A 19,966-nucleotide genomic window follows, 5' to 3' on the forward strand; every position below is an offset into this window, starting at 1 on the left:
CAAGCGGCTGCGATCAGCCGGTCGGCACCAGCTCCTTGGCGTCCTTGCTGGTGCCGTTGCGGTCCATGGCCGCTTCGAACATCTTGCGCCAGCTCGGCACCTGCGGGTGGCGGCGCAGCAGGGCGCGGCGCTCGCGCTCGGTCATGCCTCCCCACACCCCGAACTCGATCCGGTTGTCGAGGGCGTCCGCCAGGCACTCGTACCGCACGGGGCAGCTCCGGCAGATCCGCTTCGCCACGTTCTGCTCGGCACCCTGGACGAACAAGGCGTCCGGGTCGCCATTGCGACACGCGGCGATGCTGGGCCAGTCGACGACCATGCTCATATTTCCTCTTCCCCCCTTGGACTCCCCCCGGGTCCATCCGCCGTGCTTGCCCCGGCGAAAAGCGCCCAAACCACGTCCCCCCATGGCATTCGGGTGCAGTTCGCCGGATTGCCCGGCGCGACAGCAGGGTCCCCGGCCACGGGAACCCCGAGAGGAGCTTTCCGGAACATCATGCTCTGTAGTCGTCCAGTTACGCAACGTTGTTGCACCAGGTTAACCGGCCTTTCGCGTTCCACCAAAGGGCCGATCCGTGCTACCACTCGGCCACTACCGGGTGCGATTTGCCCAAAATGCCGACGGCCCCCGCGCGGCTTGCCGCAGAATCGGAACTGGGTCAACCTCACGCTCGACGTGACGCGTCTAGGACAACGAGGACGCCTCCATCTGGACGCGGCCTTATGACGTCGTCACGTAGTCTGAGGCGGTGACCTGGATGCGCAAACGCGAGCACGGCCTGCTGCCCAACGCGGCTTCGTTGCTGCTGTGTGGGCTCTTGGCGGGGCTCGTGGTCGCTGCGGCGGCTTTCCCCGCGGTGGCCATGTCGGGACTGGCCGCGAAGGCCGGTTCGGATACGTTCGAGAACCTCCCGACCGACATCGACGTGCTGCCGTCGCCGCAGATCTCCTACGTGTTCGCCGCGGACGGCAAGACGCTGCTGGCGATGATGTACGACGAGAACCGCCGGGACGTGAAGATCGACGACGTCGCCCAGGTCATGCAGCAGGCGATGGTCGCGGCCGAGGACAACCGGTTCTACGAGCACCGCGGCGTGGACGTGAAGGGTGTGGCCCGCGCGTTCGTGGCCAACCAGAACGCCGGCGGGCAGACCGAGCAGGGCGCCTCGACGCTCACGATGCAATACGTGCGGCAGGCCATCGCCTACTCGGCGCGCACGCCGCAGGAGGTCGTCGACGCGACCGACAAGACCCCGACGCGCAAGCTGCGCGAGATGAAGTACGCGATCGACCTCGAGAAGAAGCTCTCCAAGAAGGAGATCCTCGAGCGGTACCTGAACATCGCGCCCTTCGGCCACGGCGCCTACGGCGTCTACGCGGCCGCGCACGTGTACTTCGAGAAGGACCCCAAGGACCTGACGCTCCCCGAGGCCGCGCTCATCGCCGGCCTCGTGAAGGCGCCCGGCACCAACGACCCGGCCACGGCCGAGGGCCTGCCGCGGGCGATGGACCGGCAGAAGTACGTGCTGAACCAGATGGTCTCGATGGGCTACATCGACCGGGCCACGGCCGACGCCGCCGGCAAGGAGAAGCTCAACATCGTCGGCAAGCGGACCCCCGAGGGCTGCGAGTCGATCCAGCGCCCCGAACTCGGCGCCGGGTTCTTCTGCGACTACCTGCGGCGCTGGTGGATCGGGCAGAAGGTGTTCGGCGAGGACGAGTACCAGCGCGCCAACCGGCTGCGGGCCGGCGGCTACACGGTCGTCTCCTCGCTCGACATCCAGACGCAGACGGCGGCCTTCAAGTACGCGCAGGACCAGCCGTTCGTGTCCAAGGACCAGAAGGTCACCATGGGCCAGTCCAACGCGATGATGCTCGCGGCGGTCCAGCCCGGCACCGGCCGCGTCACCGCCCTGGCCACCAACCGCAACTTCAGCAACGACCAGACCAACAACGGCAAGAACACCAACCCGGACAAGAAGAACCAGAAGGGGAACTACCCCAACACCACGGTTCCGATCATCACGGGCGACAAGGACATCCCCGGCTACCAGGCCGGCTCCGCCTTCAAGATCTTCACCGCGGTCGCGGCCCTCGAGTCCGGGCTCCCGCTGGCCACCACGATCCAGACCGAGAAGCAGTTCGTCTCGGACTTCCCGATCGACCCGAAGAGCCCGGCCGCGTGCAACGGCCCGCACTACTGCCCGAAGAACTCCGGCGGGCAGTCCGGGCCGTACAACATGTGGACCGGCTTCGGCAGCTCCATCAACACGTTCTTCGTGCCGCTGGAGCAGCAGGTCGGCGTCGACCACGTGGTCGACGTGGCCAAGCGGCTCGGCATCCAGTTCAACGCCCCGAACGACGCCCAGCTCGCGGCCAACCCCAAGCAGTGGGGCGCCTTCACCCTCGGCGTCTCGGCCACGACCCCGCTGCAGCTGGCCAACGCCTACGGCACGCTCGCCGCGGACGGCCTCTACTGCGAGCCGACCCCGATCCTCGAGGTCAAGGACAACAGCGGCAAGAAGGTCGACGGGCTCGACCCGAAGTGCAAGCAGGCCGTCGACCCCGAGGTCGCCCGCGCGGCCGTCGACATGGCCCGCTGCCCGGTCGGCGACCAGTCGGCCCAGGGCAAGTGCGCCGGCGCCACCGCCGGCTACTCCCGCGACTTCGTGAAGCGGCCGATCGCCGGCAAGACGGGCACGACGGACTCCGAGAAGAGCGCCACGTTCACCGTCATGACCAAGCAGCTCGCGGTCTCCGGCTTCCTGACCGACCCGGACTGGCCCGAGACCAACAAGGACATGAAGCACCCGCCGGTCAACTACGCCGCGCTGGGCGTGCTCCGCGACGGCCTGGCCGGCCAGCCCGTCGTGCAGTTCACCCCGCCGACGAAGGACCGCTCGCAGGGCAAGCTGGTCGACATCCCGTCGGTCAAGTGCCTCTCCGTCGACCAGGCGCGGGCGAAGATCAAGAACGCGGGCTTCTCGGTCTCGGTCGCGTCCGGCCAGGTCGCCTCGCAGTGCCCGGCCGGCACGGTCGACCGCACCAACCCGGCGGGCTCGACGGCCAAGGGCAGCTCGGTCCAGCTCGTCGTGAGCAAGGGCCCGGGCGCGCCGGCCGCGCCGTACCTCGGCGGCGACAACAACAACGGGGTGCCCAACGGCGACGTCCCGAACCAGTGCCCCATTCCGTGGGTCTGCTGATCACCTGAACGCATGAACAAGGCGGGCGTCCCTCTCCCGAGGGCGCCCGCCTTTGTTCACTCAGTTGGACGTCAACTGGGCCTTGACGATCGCGGCCACCCGGCCGCCCTCGGCGCGACCGGCGACCGCCGCCTGCGCGGCCTTCATCGCCGGGCCCATCTGCTGCGGACCGGCGAACCCGCCGGCCGCGAGAGCCTCGCGCACGATGTCGTCGAGCTCGTCGTCGGAGAGCTGCTTCGGCAGGTATCCCGCGATGACCTCCTCCTCGGCGCGCTCCTTCGCGGCCTGGGCCTCGCGGCCGGCCCCGGCGAACGCGTCCGCGGCCTCGCGGCGCTTCTTGGCCTCCTTGGTGAGCACCGACAGGATCTCGTCGTCGGAGAGCTCACGGGCGGACTTCCCGGCGACCTCCGCGTTGCGCACCGCGGCGATCGCCATCCGCAGGGTCGACGTCACCAGCTCGTCGCGAGCCTTCATGGCGTCGTGCAGGTCGGACTCCAGGCGTGCCTTCAAGGACGACGCCCCGGGCGACGCCTGAGCACCGTTCGGCTTCAACATGAGAAAAGTCTATCCGTCGGATCTTGCTCATATTCTGTTGTAAGCGCGCCGGTAGGCTGAGTAAATGCGCTCGAAGACCGTTCTGCGACTCGCGGCGGGCACCGTCGCCGCCGGGGCCGCCACCTTTGCCTACGCCTCGCTCGTCGAGCGCAACATGTTCACCCTGCGCCGCTTCGACGTGCCGGTGCTCGCCCCCGACGCCGAGCCGCTGCGGGTGCTGCACATCAGCGATATGCACATGACCCCGGGCCAGCACCGCAAGCAGCGCTGGGTGGCCGAGCTGGCCGGCACCGACCCGGACCTGGTCATCGTGACCGGCGACAACATGGCCCACGTGGACGCCGTGCCCGGCGTGGTCCGCGCGCTCACCCCGCTGCTGGACCGGCCCGGCGCGTTCGTCTTCGGTTCCAACGACTACAACGGCCCCGTGTTCAAGAACCCGCTGGGGTACTTCAACAGGCACAAGCCCTACGTGCAGGGCGCCGCGCTGCCCGCCGAGGAGCTGCGCGACCTGCTGTCCGGCTCCGGCTGGGCCGACCTGAACAACGCGCGCACCACGATCAAGGCGGGCGGCCGCACGATCGAGCTCGTCGGCGTCGACGACCCGCACGTCGGCCGCGACGACTACGACGTCGTCGTCGGCCCGGCCTCGCCCGACGTGGACCTGCGCATCGGGCTGACCCACTCCCCCGAGCCGCGCATCCTCGACCGCATGGCCGACGACGGCTTCGACCTGCTGCTGGCCGGGCACACGCACGGCGGGCAGGTCGCGGTGCCGTTCTACGGCGCCCTGGTCACCAACTGCGGCCTCGACCGCAGCATGGCCAAGGGACTGCACCGATGGCCATATTCCGAGTCGTACCTGCACGTCTCGGCCGGCCTCGGCACGCACCCGACCGCGCCGATCCGCTTCGCCTGCCCGCCCGAGGCGACGATCCTGACCCTCATCCCGCGGTGACCGCCGAGACTGCGGCGCCCGTGCGGAAATGGCCGCGGCGCGCCGCGTATGCGGGCCTCGCCGGGGCCGCCGGGCTCGCGGTGCTCCTGCCCACGGGCACCGCCGGGGCGGGCTGGTTCCTGGCCGGCCACGTGCTCAACGTCAACGGCCCGCGGGTGTACCCCGTGCGCGTACGCGCCTACGCGGGCAACCGGATCACGCTGACCCGCACCCCCGACACGGCGCGGAGCATCCCGCTGTCGTTCGTCTGGGCCGAGGGGCACGCCATCCTCGGGGACGTCATCTCCGTCGACCGGGCCACCGTGACCCGCGAGATCACCGAGGTCACGCGGGGTTCGCTGACGACGGGCGTGCGCGGGTACACCTCGGGCTATGTCTTCGAGGGCGATCCGTCGACCGCCCGCGGCCTGTCCTTCGACGAGGTGGTCGTGCCGGGCGAGCTCGGGCCGCTGCCCGCGTGGCTCGTCCCGCCCACGACCGAGCCGGTGGACGACACCTGGATCATCGCGGTGCACGGCCGCGGCGCCCCGCGCGGCGAGGCCCTGCGCGTCCTGCCCACGCTCGCCGCCTCGGGCCGCCGCACGCTCGTGGTGTCGTACCGCAACGACGCCGACGCCCCGCCGTCGTACGACCGCCGCTTCCACCTGGGCCACACGGAGTGGCGTGACGTCCGGTCCGCGATCGACTACGCACGGTCGGCGGGCGCCCGCAACGTGATCCTCATGGGCTGGTCCATGGGCGGCGCGGCGATCCTGAACCTGCTGCGCGAGTGGGACCACGACGGCTATCTGCGCGGCCTGGTGCTGGACTGCCCGGTGGTCGACTGGACCGAGACGCTGCGCATGAACGCCCGCCAGCTCAACGTGCCGCCGGTGTGGACCTGGACGGCGCTGCGGCTCATCCAGCACCGCCTGGGCGTGCGCGGGACCGACCTCGACTACCGCCCGCTGGCGGCCCGGCTCGACGTGCCCACGCTGCTCTACGTCGACCACGACGACCGCACCGTGGCGCCGGCCCCGACAATCGAGTTCGCCCAAGCCGCGGCGCCGCTCGTGACCCTGGTCGAGACACGTGAGGCGGGTCACTGCCGAAGCTGGAACCTGGACCCGGAGGCCTACGAAAAGCGCCTCGCGGACTTCCTGCGCTCCCTGTAGTCCCAGGTCAGGCCCCCTTCGCCCGACACGGGGGATACCGAGTTGGGGATGCGGCGGGCGTGGGCTACGATTACTCGGCACGCTCGGGGTATAGCGCAGCTTGGTAGCGCGCTTCGTTCGGGACGAAGAGGCCGTCGGTTCAAATCCGGCTACCCCGACTTCGTGAAACACCAGGCCAGGGCCGGTTTCCTCGCTACGAGGGACCGGCCCTGAGTTGTCTCTTGATCTCCGTTGGGAGCAATGTGGGAGACGATCTTGAAAGCTAGTCGTCCAGGACCCGCACCGCCGTCAGACCGTCCCTGAGCCGCTGCCGCATCTTCCGGGGCGGTGTGGGGAGCACCGCGCCTGCACCGAGCCGTCCAAGTGGCCGAGCTGCTCGTCCGGGGCCGCCAAGCGTGGGCACGGACGTCACGGTCCGCGCTCACGAGGGCACGCCCCGCCGCCGACCTGTTCGCCGAAGGGTGGACGACGGGATACGGAGGGCTGGAGCGCTAGGAGGGTGGAGACGCGAGGGCCTGCAACCACTGGCTCAAGGTGGTCACCACCAAGGCCACGTCGCTCACCCGAAACAGTGAATCGGTATCCGACTCCAAGACGAAGGGCGGCTGACCGTCCTCCGCCGTATCGATCTGCACGTCCGAATCGGCTCCCGCACGCGTCAGCCAATAGACGTTGTCGTCATCGCCCGGGTGGGTCCCTGGTCCCGACCGCTGGATGGACAGATCGGAAAACCGCTCCCGCAATGCGTCGAAGATCTCGTCAAGCGGTCCGCCGGTCCTGTCCTCCGACGACCAGACGATCGTGTTCCACCTGTCCGCGCTACGCGGCACCCGCCTCACCTCGTTCCCAAGCGAGCAATGCAGGAGCAGAGTACGGCGACGCCCCGTCGACCCGTCAGGATGCGGTGCGGCGAGCGGCCAGCGCAGCGATGTCGAGGCGGATCGCGAACGGCTCGTCGGACGCCGGCGTCTCCCCGGCGCCGACGGCCAGGTGCTCAACGTAGGGCTTGCCCTCCAGACGGAGCAGGCGCAGCGCGGCCGAGGACGGCCAGCCGCGCGCGGGCGGGCCGGCGCCCGGAATGTGAGGACGAGTCGTTTTCGCGCTTCGGAGGACTCCCCCGGGTGAGGGGACGTGCTAAGTTCGCCGTCGCGCGTCCCATGGCTCGGAGGTAACAAGTGGCGAACCGGTCGATCCAGACGGATCCGGAGCCCGAGGTCACGATTCGGTTCAGCGACCGGCAGGTGGTCTGGGCGCTGATGGCACTCGCGGCGGTGCTCTACGCGATCGCCGCCAAGATGCGCCTCGGCATGCCGCCGCTCGGCGACGAGCCGCACTACCTCATCGAGAGCATCGCGCTGGGCAAGTATCACACGTTCGACCTCACGCAGGCCTACGCCAACGGTGACTTCCGGGTCTTCTACCCGGAGGACATCCAGGCCCATGTGTACCCGAACGCCGACGGCATCATGGTGCCGCTGCACAACTTCGGCGGACCGATCCTGTGGACGATCCCGTTCATGATCTGGGGGCGCATCGGGGCCCAGGCGGTCGTCGTGCTCGCCAGCGTGCTCACCGTCGGGGTCATGTTCCGGATCATGCGCGAGATGGGCATCGCGCGCTCCTACGCGACGATCGTCACCGGGATCTTCGTGGTCGCGACGCCGATCTACATGTACGCGTCCATGCTCTTCATCGACCCGTTCGGCGCGCTGTTCGTCGCCTACGCCGTGCGCGTGCTGGTGGCCGCCCGCCCGGCGAAGTGGCAGGTCGCGCTGGCCTCGGCGGGGCTGGGCTGGATGCCCTGGGTGCACGGCCGGTTCACGCTGTTCACCGTGGTCCTCGGGGTGCTGCTGCTCCTGCGGGTCGACCGGGGCGGCGCGAAGGGCGTGCGGGCGCTGACCGCCTACATCCCGGCCGCGGTGCCGATGCTCGTGCTGCTGCTCGCGCTCGAGATCTTCAACTACACCCACTACCAGTCGCTGAACCCGGCCCCCGGCAACTCGGCGCTCGGCGACGGGGTGTTGCAGATCCCGCCGCAGCGGGGGCTCGCGGGGCTTCTGTTCGATCGGCAGTACGGCCTGATCAGTCATTTCCCTGTGCTCGCGCTCGCGGTGCCGGGCATGTTCCTGGTGGGCCGGCGCAACAGCCGGATGCAGGCGCACTGGATGCTGCTCGCGGTGATCCTGCCGTACATGCTCGCCATCTCCACCTTCCGCACCTGGTGGGCCGGGTTCACGCCGCCCGGGCGCCTGCCGGTCGTGCTCGTGCCGATCCTCGCGTTCTACGTGGCGGTGACCCTCCAGCGCCTGCACAGCTGGTTCCCGCTGGCGCTGGCCCTGGCCACCGGCGTGTTCGGCTTCCTGATCACCTTCACGGGTGACGTCAACCTGTTCTGGCGCTTCACCTCCGGCGGCGGCGACGGCAACGACCCGATCTTCACCTGGCTGGCCGGCAAGATCCGGCAGCCCGACATCGCGCGGTTCATACCGGCGGTCGAGACGAACCCGGGCACCGGCGAGAACTACTGGCCGTTCGTCCTCGCCTTCGCCGTCTGCGTGGTCGTCGCGGTCCTGTGGGGCAAGCTGGCCCCGGCCGACCGCATCCCCGACCGCGCGCTGTGGAACTACCTCCCGACGCCGCGCGAACTGCTGGCCTCGGTCCGCCGCCGCCCGGCTCCGGCCGCCCCGGCCCCGGCTGCGGCCCGCGCTCCCGAGGCCCCGGCGCGGCCCGCGTCCGCCCTCGAGCCGGTGGCCGTCCCCGCCGCCGAGGCGGAGCAGTCCGAGGGCGAGTCGGACAAGCCCAAGCTGGAATGGCCGTTCCCTCCGACGGACCGGACCTCTCAGCACTAGCGTTGAGGGGCGTGAACGACTACCTCACGTCCGAGGTCGTGGTCGACTACGCCGACGGCCTCATCAACCGCCGCGAGGCCCTGCGGCGCCTCTCCCTGCTGGGTGTGGGCGCCGCGCTGGCCACCTCGATGCTCGCCGCCTGCACGGACCCGGCCCCCGCCCCGGGCGCGTCCGCGTCCGCCCCGGTGAGCGCGGCCGGCCCGGCCCCGCTGCCCGCCGAGCCCATCACCTTCGACGGGCTCCAGGCCGCGTGGGCCGCGGCGCCGAACCCGCGCGGCGCCGTGCTCGTCATCCACGAGAACCGCGGCCTGACCGACCACATCCGCTCGGTCGCCGGCCGCCTGGCCGCGAGCGGGTTCTCGGCGCTCGCCCTGGACCTGCTCTCGGAGGAGGGCGGCACCTCGCGGTTCACGGACCCGGCCCAGGCCACAGCGGCCCTGAACGCCGCCGACCCGGCCCGGTTCATCAGGGACATGCGCTCGGCCCTCGACGAGCTGCACCGCCGCGCGCCGGCGGCCCGGCTCGCGGCGATGGGGTTCTGCTTCGGCGGCGGCGAGGTCTGGCAGCTCCTGGCCGCGGGCGAGCCCCGGCTGGCGGCCGCGGCCCCGTTCTACGGCCCGTTCCCCGACGGCGCGACGCTCACCGGCTCGAAGCAGGCCGCGGTCCTGGGCATCTACGGCGAGCTGGACACGCGGGTCAACGCGACCCGCGGCGCGGCGGAGGCGGCCCTGTCGGCGGCGGGGATGACGCACGAGCTGGTGACGTTCCCGGGCGCGAACCACGCGTTCTTCAACGACACCGGCGAGCGCTACGACGCCGCGGCCGCGTCGGAGGCGTACACCCGGCTCATCCAGTGGTTCACCGAGCACCTGGCCTGAGCTAGGTCTGCGGCAGGCCCTTGAACCGCTCCCACGGTCCGATCGCGGTCCGGTTGGCGATCAGCGGCTGCGCGCCGCCCGCCTCCGCGGTGACGAACCGGCCGTTGGCGTTCGCGAGCAGCGACTGCGTGCCGTCGTCCGGGTTGAAGAGGATCTTGAACTTCTCCCAGGCGCCGACGGCGGTCCGGTTGGCGATCAGCGGCTGCGCGCCACCCGCCTCCGCGGTGACGAAGCGGTAGCCGGCGTGGGCGAAGATCGCGACCTGCCCGTCGCCGGCGTCGATGAGGTCGTACGTCTCCCACGAGCCGGCCACCGAGCGGTTCGCGATCAGCGGCTTGCGGCCGCCGTCCTCCGCGCAGACGAGCCCCCGGACCACCGAGCCCCAGGACACGTCGGTGGCGACCGTCCCGGCGAACCGCTCCCACGGCCCGATCGCGGTGCGGTCGGCCGTCAGCTCGCGGTCGAAGTTCGTGCTCACGTACCTGCCGGTGGCCTTGTACCGGAGGCTGAACGCGCCGTCGGCGCCGGCGACGAACTCGAACGGGACCGCGTTCTCCGCGCTCGCGACCACCTTCGAGGTGGCGGGGTCGACGGTCAGGTATCGGTTGTTGACCGGGGCGAACAGCGCGACATCGCCGCCGCCGAGGTCGCTCACCCGGACCTTCTCCCACGCCCCGGCCGCGGTGCGGTTCGGGATCAGGGGCTTGCGGCCGGCGTCCTCGGCGGTGACGTACCGCAGATTGCTCAGCGCCAGCAGCGAGAACGTCCGGCTCGGCGAGGCCGCTCGCACCTGCTTGCGCACGGTGGCCGCGCGCCCCTCGGCGTCGGTGACGGTGAGCGAGGCCGTGTAGGTGCCGGGCGCCCGGTACGTGTGCGTGAAGAAGCTCGGCACCGGCGACTTGTACGTGAAGCCGTCACCGGTGTCGAGCGCCGACGAGACGATCCGGACCAGCCCGGAGGCGCTCGGGTCGAACCTGAAGGTGTTGGGCGGGTCGCCGGCGACGGGCTCGACGGAGAGGTCCGCCGCGGGGCCCGCCGGGTCGGCGACGTCGACGAAGACCGCGCTGCCGGGGACGCGGGAGATCCGCATGGGCGCCCCGGTCGCGTTGGTGGCCAGGTCGAACGGCACCAGCAGACCGCCGGAGCCGTCCTCGACGCCGATGTACGCCCTCCGGCCGTCCGGCGCGATCGTGACGCCGTGGGCGTGCCCGGCGAGCGGCACCCGCTCCACGATCGCGTTCGTCGCCGTGTCGATGACCGACACCGAGTTCCCGGCGTAGTTGCTGACGTAGATCCGCGCCCAGTCCGGCGAGGCCACCACGGCCGTCGGCTGGGCCCCGACGCCGATGGTCGCGGCGATCCGGTTCGCCACCAGATCGACCACCGACACGGTGGAGTCGTCCATGTTGGCGACGTAGGCGCGCGAGCCGTCCGGCGCGACGGCGATCGACCGCGGCTGCCGGCCGACCCGGATGCTCGCCGTGACCGTGTTCGTCGCCGTGTCGATGACCGCCACGGTGCCGAGGTCGGCGTAGAGCTCCTGGGCGACGGCGTAGGCGTGCCCGCCGTCCGAGGCGACGGCGATGTCCGCCGGATTCCGGCCGACGACGATCGTCGCGACCGTCGCGTAGCTCGTGGTGTCGATGACCGTCACGGTCTTGCCGGCGGAGTTGGCGGTGTAGACGCGACCACCGCCGGGGGCGAGCGCCGCGCCCAGCGGGCCGAAGGTGAGGCCGATGGACTTGATGATCCGGCTCTGGGCGACGTCGACGACGTTGAGGTCGTTGCCGGTCGCGACGTAGGCCCGGCCCGTGCCGGCGTCGAACGCGATCCGCCCGGTGACGCCCTGGGGGTTGTCGTCGCCGATCCGGTTGAGGTCCCGGCCGGTCGCCGGGTCGATCACCGACGCGAGGCCGGTGCCATACCCGCCGACGTAGAGCACCTGCCTGGGGGCCGCCGCGGAGGCGGGGGCGGCGACGCCGACGAGCGCGGCCGCCGCGCCGGCCGCCGCCAGGAGTCCGGCGATGAGGGGCCTCTGCACGAGGACATTGTGCGGCGACCGTCACCACCGCGTTGTCCCGTGCGATCAATCCGGACAGACCGGCCATGACGCCGAACGAGATGCGGCCCGCCGGTTGGCGGGCCGCATCTCGGGTGTCAGTGCTTTTTTCAGTTGGCGGCTTCGAGCTCGGCGTTGCTGCCGCTGAACATGGCGCCGCTTTCGAAGCCGGAGGCGAAGCGCTCCTTGAGCATGTCGAGCTCGGAGAACTGGGCCTGGTGCGAGGACTCGGAGCCCTCGGCGGCGAAGACGTGGTCGTCGACGGAGGCGTCGTGGGAGTAGTTGGTGTAGTCGTCCGACTCGTAGTGCACGGCGCCCGGGGCGTCGTACTCGACGTGGTGGCCCTGCGAGAAGTCGGTGGACTCGGCCGCGGAGTGGTCCTGCTCGTACACGCCGAACTGGCTGTTGTAGTCGGCCTCGGAACCCTCGGCCTGGTGCAGCTGGTCCAGCTCGGCGCTCTCCTGGCCGGCCTCGTACTGCCCGTAGTCGACGTCGCTCATGTCGCTATCTCCCCTGCATCAAACTTCGTTTTGGTGGTACCGAGAACAGTAGGGAAGCCGGGAGCCGCACAAATCCCGGAAACGTGCCACGGCCGAGGGAGGGCTCATGGACATGGACGCGAGCCTGGACGAGCTGCGGCGGGCCGTGCAGGGGTGCCACGCGTGCCAGCTCTTCCGGGACGCGACCCAGGCCGTGTTCGGGGAGGGGCCCGAGGACGCGCGGGTGCTCGTCGTCGGGGAGCAGCCCGGTGACGTCGAGGACCGGCGCGGGCATCCCTTCGTCGGGCCGGCCGGGAAGGTGCTCGACCGCGCGTTCGACGCGGCCGGGCTCGACCGGGGCGGCATCTACCTCACCAACGCCGTCAAGCACTTCAAGCACCGTCCGGCGGCGCCCGGGAAGCGGCGGCTGCACCAGACGCCCGACCGGACCGAGATCGTGGCGTGCCGGCCCTGGCTCGTGGCCGAGTTCGCGCGCATACGGCCCGCGAAGGTCGTGGTGCTCGGGGCCACGGCGGCCAAGGCACTGCTCGGGCCGGCGTTCCGGGTCACCCGCGAGCACGGCAAGGCGCTGCCGTGGCCGGCCAGTGCCGAGCACCCCGAGGACTTCGAGGGCGACGGCGTGCTCGTGGCGACCATCCACCCCTCGGCGGTCCTGCGCTCCGACGACCGCGAGGCCGCGTTCGCGGGGCTGGTCGAGGATCTCAAGGCGGTCCGGGGCTAGCAGGCCCAGCGGACCGCGACGATCGGGTCGTTCTTGGCCTTGAAGAGGAAGCCGGCCACGAGCCGGCCGTCCGCGCTCGCCGACGTCACGGTCGCGGACTGGCCCGGCGACAGCACCGGAAGGTCCAGCACCTCGCCGTCGCGCCACAGCGCGGGCGGAGTGTTCTCCGGCCCGAGCATCCGCGTGCCGAACATGCGCCCCGTCGCGTCGATCGCGCCCGGCATGAAGTCGCCGAGCTCCTTGGACTCACCGGTGCGCAGATTCCACCGCACGCCGTGGTTGAACCACATCCCAGGGTCCTCGTAGAAGCCGAAGGCCCAGTCGCCGGCGAGGCCCGACGCGCCGAGCGCGGGGCGGCCGGACGGGCGGTTGAGCGGCCGTACCGTGCCGTCGGGGCTCCACCGCGCGGCCTGCGCGCCGCCCTGGGTCCCCACGATCGTGCCGTCGTCGCCGATGGCCGCGGCCACGGCGGGCGTGGCGGCGCTCGTCACGTAGGTGACCTGGTCGGGGTGGGCCGCGTTCCACCGCACGATGCGCCCCGTCCTCCCGGTCGTGGCGGTGCCGGCGATGTCACCGCCGGCGTTGATCGCGGCCACCGTGACCTGCTCGGCGCCCGGCGGGGTGGCCAGCCGCGTGAAGGAGCCGTCGCGCAGCATCCACGGGCCGGCGCCGGAGTTGCCGACCACGATGCCCGCGGCGTTGACGGCGGCCGGGAGCGGGTCGGGCTGCGGCGCCCCCTCGGCCGCCTGGAGCACTCCGCTCGCCCACACCAGCACGCGGCCGTCGGTGTCCAGGCGCCCCACCGCGTAGCCGCCCCCGGGGTCGACCGCCGCGACGGTGCCGGGGTCGTCGCCCGGGGTCGGCAGGCGGTACACGCCGCAGCCGCTGGGCGACGGCGTCTCGTCGGCGGGCGGCGCGGGTGCCCGGCGGTCCAGCGCGAACGCGGAGACGCCGGCGAGCGTGGCGCCCACCGCGATCGCGGCCGCGGCGACGGCGACGATGCGCCGGTTGCGCTCGCGGCGGCGGCCGTCGCGCAGGGCGCGCCCGATGTCCACCTTGGACGGTGGCAGCGAGGCCGGGCGGCGCAACGGATCCAGGAGACTCATCGGGTACCTCCACCAAACGCCGAAGCCGCCCGGTCACCGGGTTCGAGAAGCCGGCGCAGCGCGGCCAGCCCGTCCGAGGTGTGGCTCTTCACGGTGCCCGGCGAGCAGCCGAGGGTCGCGGCGACCTCGTTGACCGGCAGGTCGCACAGGAACCGCAGCACCAGCACCGCCTGCTGCCGGGGCGGGAGGCGGCGCAGCGCGGCCCGCACGACGATCGCGTCGTCGGTGGGCGGGGCGGCCGCAGGGCGCTCGGGCAGCCGGTCGGTGAGCCAGGTCCGGGCCCAGGCCAGCCGCCGCTCGCCGAGGAAGGTGTGCACGAGCATCCGGCGCACGTACGCGTCGATGTTCCCGGCCGCGCGGACCTGGCGCCACTTGAGGTACAGCGTCGTCGCCGTCGCCTGCACGACGTCGTCGGCCCGGTCGAAGTCGCCGGTCAGCAGGTACGCGAGCCGGCGCAGGTGCGGCATGCGGACGCGGAGGTACTCCTCGAGCTCCCGCTCGTGTTCCTGGCGCAACCGGGTCCCCTTCCGCCGCCTCGCCCCGAAGATGCGCCCGGGCCGCCGATCGGTTGGGTGGAAACGAAGAAAGGGGGCCGAGGCCCCCTTTCCCGCCGCCCGTCCATCAGCCGATCTTGGTGAACTTCTCCCAGTCGCCGACCGCGGTGCGGTTCGCGGTGAGCTTGCCGCCGTTGTTCATGTCGGCCGTGACGTAGGTGCCGTTGGCCCCGGCGAGCACGCTCACGCTGCCGTCGGCGTTGGTGACGAGCTTGAAGCGCTCCCACGGGCCGACGGCCGCGCGGTTGGCGATCAGCAGCCCGCCCTTGGTGAGCTCGGCGGTCACGTACGCCGAGTTGGCGTGCGCGCGCAGGGCCACGTCGCCGTTGCCGAGGTCGACGACGTCGTACTGCTCCCAGGGCCCCGCCGAGTCCCGGTTCGCCGTCAGCGTCGCGGTGTTGTTGAGGTCCGCGGTGACGAACTTGCCGTTGATGTTCGCCTTCAGGCTCAGCAGCGCCGGGAACGGCACCTTGGTGAACTTCTCCCAGGCGCCGGCCGCGGTGCGGTTGGCCACGAGCCGGCCCGCGTTGTCGAGGTCGGCGGTCACGTACTTGCACCGAGTAGCCGGCCGGCGGGGTGGCCGCGGCCGCGGAGGTGACGGCGCCGGCGCACGCCCCCGGCGGCAGGCCGGCCTGAGCGTGCCCGCCGCCGTCGCCCGGCGACTGGGCCGAGGCGGGCGCCACCCCGATCGAAAGCAGGCCGCAGGCGACGACGACCGCGGCGGCGGCCAGCTTGGGTACGGATAACCGTGACGACATGCCGGAGAATGTACGCACGAAAGGAAATCCGCGATGTCCCGCAACAGCAGCGGGGCGGACGGGGCCGGCGGGGCGGACGGGGCCGATGCGGTGATCACGGGCTCCCCCGATCGTCGGTCGCCGCGCGCCGAAAGGGACGAACGGCGCCCCGGGATCGTCCGGCCGCCGGACACCGAAGACCCGACACGTGTAACCCGATGCGCCAATTGCTCCCGAACACCTCAGCGGGGCCCGGGAAAGGCCGATCAAGCTGGCGATGAACGTGCAGGATCCCGTCACCGGCGCCCAGTCGCGCGCCGCCCTGGACGCCGCCCTGCACGAGGTCGGCGGGGCCAGCCTGCTGCTGTTCGACGTCGACCACTTCAAGACCGTCAACGACGCCTTCGGGCACCTGCGCGGCGACATGCTGCTGCGTCAGCTCGCCGAGCGCATCCAGGAGCTCATCCGGGCCGACGACGTGCTGTTCCGCTACGGCGGCGACGAGTTCGTGCTGCTGCTGCCGGGCACCGCGGCGGACGAGGCGCTGCGGCTGGCCATCCGGCTGACCGATGAGGTGCGGGCGCGGGAGTTCGCGGGCACGCCGCCGCTGCACCTGTCGATCAGCATGGGGGTGGCGTCCAGCCCGGCCGACGGTACCGATGGCGAAACCCTCATCGCCGTGGCGGACCGCCGCAACTATCTGGCCAAGCGGCGGGGCCGGGGCCAGGCGGTCGGCGACGACATCGAGGCCGACCCGGCCGCCGGCTCGTCGCGCCTGTGGGAGCGCGACGCCGCGCTCAGCGCCACGCAGGAGTTCATGACCCGCGTGTCGGCGGGCCTGCGCGGGGCGCTGCGCATCACGGGCCCCAAGGGCGCGGGGCACACGCGGTTCCTGCGCGAGGTGGCCCAGATCGCGCGGCTTCGGGGCTTCGCGACGGAGCTTGCCGGCAGTACGACGGCGGAACCTGGCAAACCCGTGATCCTCCTCGCGGACGTGGGCGAGCCCGTGCCCGCGCTCGGGGACGCCTGCGCGGTCGTCTACGCCACCACCGACCTCGGCGCTCCCGCGGACAGCAGCGAGACCGCGATCGAGCTGACGCCGTGGTCGCCGGCGACGCTGCGGATCTGGCTGCGCATCGCGCTCGCCGGGGAGCCGACCCGGGCGCTGCTGGACCGGCTGGTCGAGCGCTCGGGCGGGCTGCCGGCCCGGGCCGAGGCCGAGCTGCAGCGGCTGCGGGCCCGGGGCGAGCTCGTCGCGGCCGGGGACGGCACCTGGGGCGTGAAACCGGCCGCCCCCAAGCGGCGGCGCAGCCGGCTGCCGGTGCCGATGACCAAGCTCGTCGGCCGCGACCGCGAGACCGCGCGGGTCGCCGGGCTGATCCGCGACGGGCGGCTGGTGACGCTGGTGGGGCCGGGCGGGATCGGCAAGACCCGGCTGTCGCTGGCCGCGGCCGGCGCGGTCGCGGACGAGTTCGCCGACGGCGCGGTGTTCGTCCCGCTGGCGGACACCACGAACGCCGAGCTGCTCACCGCCGCCCTGGCCCGCGCCCTGCACGTGGCCGAGCTGCCCGACCAGCACCTGTTCGACACGGTGCTCGACCAGCTGGCCGAGGCCGAGCAGCTGCTCGTGCTCGACAACTTCGAGCAGGTCGTCGACGACGGCGCGGCGCTGGTCAGCGACCTGCTGGCCGCGGCGCCGGGGGTGCGCGCGCTGATCACGAGCCGTGAGCGGCTGTCGTTGTACGGCGAGCAGGTCTACCAGGTCCCGACGCTCGCCGACTCGCCCGCCGTGACGCTGTTCGAGCAGCGGGCGCGCGCGGTCGACGCCGACTTCGAGATCACCATCGACACCGCGCTGCCCGTCGCGCAGCTGTGCCGCCGCCTCGACGGCCTGCCGCTGGCGATCGAGCTGGCCGCGGCCCGCGTCGACCGGTGGAGCCCGGACGAGCTGCTCGACCACCTCACCGAGCACCTCGACCGGGAGCTGGACACGCTCGGCGGCTCCGGCCCGCGCGACCTCCCGGCCCGCCAGCAGACCCTGCGCGGCGCGATCGACTGGAGCTTCGTGCTGCTCGACGCCGAGGAGCAGCGGCTCATGACCGAGCTGTCGGTCTTCGTCGGCGGCTGGACGGGGGCGGCGGCGCTGGCCGTCGCGCTGCCGGGCGGGGATCTCGACCTGCTGGAAAAGCGGCTCGCCGCGCTGGTCGACAAGCACCTGGTGGTGCGCGATGACGACGACGGGCGCTATCACCTGCTGTCGACGATCCGCGCGTACGCCCGCAACCGCCTCGGCGACGAGCGCGGCCCGGCGGACCGGCACGCCGGCTTCTACGCGGCGTTCGCCGAGGCCTCCGCGGCCGGGCTCACCGGGCCGGAGCAGGTGGAGTGGACCGGGCGGATCGAGACCGACTACGAGAACGTGCGGGCCGCGTTCGGGCACTCCGACGCCCCGACGCGCACGAGGATCTGCCTGGGGCTGTGGCGCTACTGGCGCAACGGCGCGCACATCGGCGAGGGCCGCGACTGGCTCGCCCGCGTCCTCGAGCAGGACGCGGACGACGACGGCACCCGGGCGCGGCTGCTGCACGCGGCGGCGATCCTGGCCGCGACCCAGGACGAGCACGAGGTCGCGTTCGGGCTCGGGGCGGAGAGCCTGCGGCGCGCGACCGCGGCCGGCGACCGGGCCACGATCGGCCACGCGCACAACGCGATGGGCATCGCCGCGATCGGCGGCGGCGACCACGACGAGGCCACCGCGCACTTCGGCGAGAGCCTCGCGGTGTGGCGCGAGCTGGAGGTGCCGCAGGGCGTGGCCGCGTCGCTGGGCAACCTCAGCAAGGTCTCGCTCAGCCGGGGCGACTACGCGGCGGCGGAGCGGTACGCGCACGAGTGCCTCGACCTGGAGCGCGCCAACGGCAACACGCGCGGGATCCTGCTCGCGCTCGAGTGCGTCGGGCAGGCCCTGCTGGGCCGGGGCGACGTGGCGGGCGCCCGCGCGGCGCTGGACGAGAGCCTGGCCCTGAGCCGGCAGATCGGCGACGCGTTCGGCGCGGCGATGGCCCAGCACCAGCTCGGGCTGGCCGCGCTGGCCGAGGGCGACCGCGTGGAGGCGCTGCGGCTGCTCGTGGCGGCGCTGGCCACCCGGCACGAGGTCGGCGACCGGCTGGACCTGGCGATCTCGCTGGACGTGGTCGCGGCCCTGCTCGCCGCGGACGACCCGGCGCACGCGGCCCGGCTGGTCGGGGCGGCGGACGGGCTGCGGGGCCGGCACCGGCTGCCGGAGCCGCCGGACGCGCAGACGCTGCGCTCGCAGACCCTGCCGCGCCTCGCCGCGCACCAGCGCGACCGGGCGGCCGGGCGCGCGGTGAGCCTCGACCACATCGTGGAGAGCGTGGGGCACCTAAGCTCGTGACGTGATCGAGGCTTGGCAGCGGATCTTCCCGGGCGAGGAGACGGTCGGACGCGACCTGCTGGCGCGCTGGTCGCAGCCGCATCGGCGCTACCACACGCCCGAGCATCTGGCGCTCATGCTGCGCGTGATCGACGAGCACGCGCGGCTCGCCGACGACCCGGACGCGGTGCGCCTGGCGGCGTGGTTCCACGACGCGGTCTACGAGGTGTTCGCGGCGGACAACGAGGAGCGCAGCGCGGAACTGGCCGAGACGACCCTGGCCGCGCTCGGCTTCCCCGAGCGGCGGGCGTCGGAGGTCGCGCGGCTGGTGCGCCTGACGGCCGGCCACGCGGTCGAGCCGGGCGATCGCAACGGCGCGCTGCTGGCCGACGCGGACCTGGCCATCCTGGCGTCGGAGCAGCCGGACTACGACCGTTATGCCGAGGCCGTGCGCGCGGAATACGCGGCGGTGCCGGATGACGTCTTCCGGCCGGGGCGCGCGGCCATTCTGCGCAATTTGGCGGATTTGCCGGAGATCTTCAGAATTGTACCGGCACGGGCGGAGTGGACCGCCCGTGCACGGGTGAACCTGGAGGCCGAGATCGCTACGCTTCTGGGTGCTCGGTGACGTTCTGCAGATACAGCGCCTCGCCGAACTTCTCGATGAGCGCGAGCTGCGTCTCGAGATAGTCGACGTGGTGCTCCTCGTCGGCGAGGATCTCCTCGAAGATGTTCGCCGAGGTCACGTCGCCGATGGAGCGCATGTACTCGATGCCGCGACGCAGCCGGTCGACCGCCTCCAGCTCGATCTGCATGTCGCACTTGAACTGCTCCGGCACCGACTCGCCGATGCGCAGCGGGAACAGGCGCTGGTAGTTGGGCAGGCCTTCCAGGAACAGGATGCGATCGGTGAGCACCTCGGCGTGCTTCATCTCGTCGATCGACTCGTGTTTGGTGTGCTTGGCCAGAATCGTGTATCCCCAGTTCTCCTGCATCTTGGCGTGCAGGAAGTACTGGTTGATCGCCGTCAGCTCGGCAGTGAGCTGCTCGTTCAGAAACTCGATGACTCGTGCGTCCCCTTGCATGCTGGCAGGTTACGCCTCTTATGCCCGTTTCTAGTGGAAAACGGGCACCGGGGCCGGGCTTTCGGCGTCGATCAGGTCGGCGATGCGGTCGAGACACGTGCCGCAACCCGTGCCGGCACCGCACTCGTCACCGACGGCATCCTCGGTATGTGCGCCGGACTGGATGACCCGGCGGATCTCGCACTCCCGCACGCGGTGGCAGATGCAGACATACAC

At 72.0% G+C, this 19,966-nt stretch carries 17 protein-coding genes, 1 tRNA gene and 1 pseudogene; 9 read left to right on the top strand and 10 right to left on the bottom strand.

Annotation, left to right across the window (positions count from 1 at the left end; genetic code table 11):
- Positions 1–13: 13 nt before the first annotated feature.
- The gene (locus tag AC6JBM_RS41210; RefSeq protein WP_497979205.1) at positions 14–325 is read right to left on the bottom strand and encodes a WhiB family transcriptional regulator; all 312 of its coding nucleotides are present in this window, start codon (positions 323–325) and stop codon (positions 14–16) included.
- A 433-nt stretch (positions 326–758) separates the two neighbouring features.
- Between AC6JBM_RS41210 and AC6JBM_RS41215 the strand changes: the two genes are divergently transcribed.
- Positions 759–3,203, top strand: coding sequence for a transglycosylase domain-containing protein (locus AC6JBM_RS41215; protein WP_497986652.1), 2,445 nt, complete (start codon positions 759–761; stop codon positions 3,201–3,203).
- A gap of 60 nt (positions 3,204–3,263) precedes the next feature.
- Here the strand turns inward: AC6JBM_RS41215 and AC6JBM_RS41220 are convergent, their stop codons facing one another.
- A complete protein-coding gene (locus AC6JBM_RS41220) occupies positions 3,264–3,758 on the bottom strand; it encodes a GatB/YqeY domain-containing protein (RefSeq protein WP_497979206.1) in 495 nt (164 codons plus the stop codon).
- 64 nt (positions 3,759–3,822) lie between these two features.
- On the opposite strand from AC6JBM_RS41220, the gene AC6JBM_RS41225 reads away from it, so the two are divergent.
- From AC6JBM_RS41225 to AC6JBM_RS41235, 3 genes are all read left to right on the top strand, one after another.
- Positions 3,823–4,716: a metallophosphoesterase gene (locus AC6JBM_RS41225; protein WP_497979207.1), complete on the top strand. Its 894-nt coding sequence runs from the start codon at positions 3,823–3,825 to the stop codon at positions 4,714–4,716.
- Positions 4,713–5,870 carry an alpha/beta hydrolase gene (locus tag AC6JBM_RS41230; RefSeq protein WP_497979208.1) on the top strand — a complete coding sequence of 386 codons (1,158 nt, stop codon included), beginning with the start codon at positions 4,713–4,715 and terminating at the stop codon, positions 5,868–5,870. Before AC6JBM_RS41225 ends, AC6JBM_RS41230 begins: the two co-directional genes overlap by 4 nt.
- Before the next feature lie 84 nt (positions 5,871–5,954).
- Positions 5,955–6,028 (top strand) — tRNA-Pro (locus tag AC6JBM_RS41235).
- 333 nt (positions 6,029–6,361) lie between these two features.
- On the opposite strand, the gene AC6JBM_RS41240 is transcribed toward AC6JBM_RS41235, so the two are convergent.
- The gene (locus AC6JBM_RS41240) at positions 6,362–6,700 is read right to left on the bottom strand and encodes a hypothetical protein (protein WP_497979209.1); all 339 of its coding nucleotides are present in this window, start codon (positions 6,698–6,700) and stop codon (positions 6,362–6,364) included.
- Between the two features lie 345 nt (positions 6,701–7,045).
- On the opposite strand from AC6JBM_RS41240, the gene AC6JBM_RS41245 reads away from it, so the two are divergent.
- The gene (locus AC6JBM_RS41245) at positions 7,046–8,719 is read left to right on the top strand and encodes a hypothetical protein (protein ID WP_497979210.1); all 1,674 of its coding nucleotides are present in this window, start codon (positions 7,046–7,048) and stop codon (positions 8,717–8,719) included.
- Between the two features lie 11 nt (positions 8,720–8,730).
- Positions 8,731–9,597 carry a dienelactone hydrolase family protein gene (locus tag AC6JBM_RS41250; RefSeq protein ID WP_497979211.1) on the top strand — a complete coding sequence of 289 codons (867 nt, stop codon included), beginning with the start codon at positions 8,731–8,733 and terminating at the stop codon, positions 9,595–9,597.
- A gap of 1 nt (position 9,598) precedes the next feature.
- Here the strand turns inward: AC6JBM_RS41250 and AC6JBM_RS41255 are convergent, their stop codons facing one another.
- Together AC6JBM_RS41255 and AC6JBM_RS41260 are read right to left on the bottom strand one after the other, a co-directional pair.
- Entirely contained in the window at positions 9,599–11,638 is a 2,040-nt protein-coding gene (locus AC6JBM_RS41255) for a PKD domain-containing protein (RefSeq protein WP_497979212.1), read from the bottom strand.
- 128 nt (positions 11,639–11,766) lie between these two features.
- A complete protein-coding gene (locus tag AC6JBM_RS41260; RefSeq protein WP_497979213.1) occupies positions 11,767–12,156 on the bottom strand; it encodes a hypothetical protein in 390 nt (129 codons plus the stop codon).
- An 85-nt stretch (positions 12,157–12,241) separates the two neighbouring features.
- Between AC6JBM_RS41260 and AC6JBM_RS41265 the strand changes: the two are divergent.
- Positions 12,242–12,877 (top strand): annotated as a pseudogene (locus AC6JBM_RS41265) (UdgX family uracil-DNA binding protein); the annotation flags it as partial.
- On the opposite strand, the gene AC6JBM_RS41270 reads toward AC6JBM_RS41265, so the two are convergent.
- From AC6JBM_RS41270 to AC6JBM_RS41280, 3 genes are all read right to left on the bottom strand, one after another.
- A complete protein-coding gene (locus AC6JBM_RS41270; RefSeq protein ID WP_497979214.1) occupies positions 12,874–13,983 on the bottom strand; it encodes a hypothetical protein in 1,110 nt (369 codons plus the stop codon). The pseudogene AC6JBM_RS41265 and the gene AC6JBM_RS41270 overlap by 4 nt on opposite strands.
- Entirely contained in the window at positions 13,980–14,498 is a 519-nt protein-coding gene (locus AC6JBM_RS41275) for a SigE family RNA polymerase sigma factor (RefSeq protein WP_497979215.1), read from the bottom strand. The genes AC6JBM_RS41270 and AC6JBM_RS41275 overlap by 4 nt, the downstream gene beginning before the upstream one ends.
- A 106-nt stretch (positions 14,499–14,604) precedes the next feature.
- Positions 14,605–15,084, bottom strand: a complete 480-nt coding sequence (locus AC6JBM_RS41280; protein WP_497979216.1) for a fascin domain-containing protein — start codon at positions 15,082–15,084, stop codon at positions 14,605–14,607.
- Between the two features lie 467 nt (positions 15,085–15,551).
- On the opposite strand from AC6JBM_RS41280, the gene AC6JBM_RS41285 reads away from it, so the two are divergent.
- Complete coding sequence (locus AC6JBM_RS41285; protein ID WP_497979217.1) at positions 15,552–18,686, top strand: diguanylate cyclase; 3,135 nt, start codon at positions 15,552–15,554, stop codon at positions 18,684–18,686.
- Position 18,687: 1 nt separating this feature from the next.
- On the top strand, positions 18,688–19,293 hold the full coding sequence (locus tag AC6JBM_RS41290) for an HD domain-containing protein (protein ID WP_497979218.1): 606 nt from the start codon (positions 18,688–18,690) through the stop codon (positions 19,291–19,293).
- On the opposite strand, the gene bfr is transcribed toward AC6JBM_RS41290, so the two are convergent.
- Both bfr and AC6JBM_RS41300 read right to left on the bottom strand, forming a co-directional pair.
- The gene (bfr, locus tag AC6JBM_RS41295; RefSeq protein ID WP_350627165.1) at positions 19,271–19,750 is read right to left on the bottom strand and encodes a bacterioferritin; all 480 of its coding nucleotides are present in this window, start codon (positions 19,748–19,750) and stop codon (positions 19,271–19,273) included. The genes AC6JBM_RS41290 and bfr overlap by 23 nt on opposite strands.
- A gap of 30 nt (positions 19,751–19,780) precedes the next feature.
- Positions 19,781–19,966 (bottom strand): (2Fe-2S)-binding protein, encoded by a 186-nt coding sequence (locus tag AC6JBM_RS41300; RefSeq protein ID WP_433082704.1) that lies wholly within the window; start codon positions 19,964–19,966, stop codon positions 19,781–19,783.

The sequence above is a fragment of the Dactylosporangium thailandense genome, from assembly GCF_059739745.1.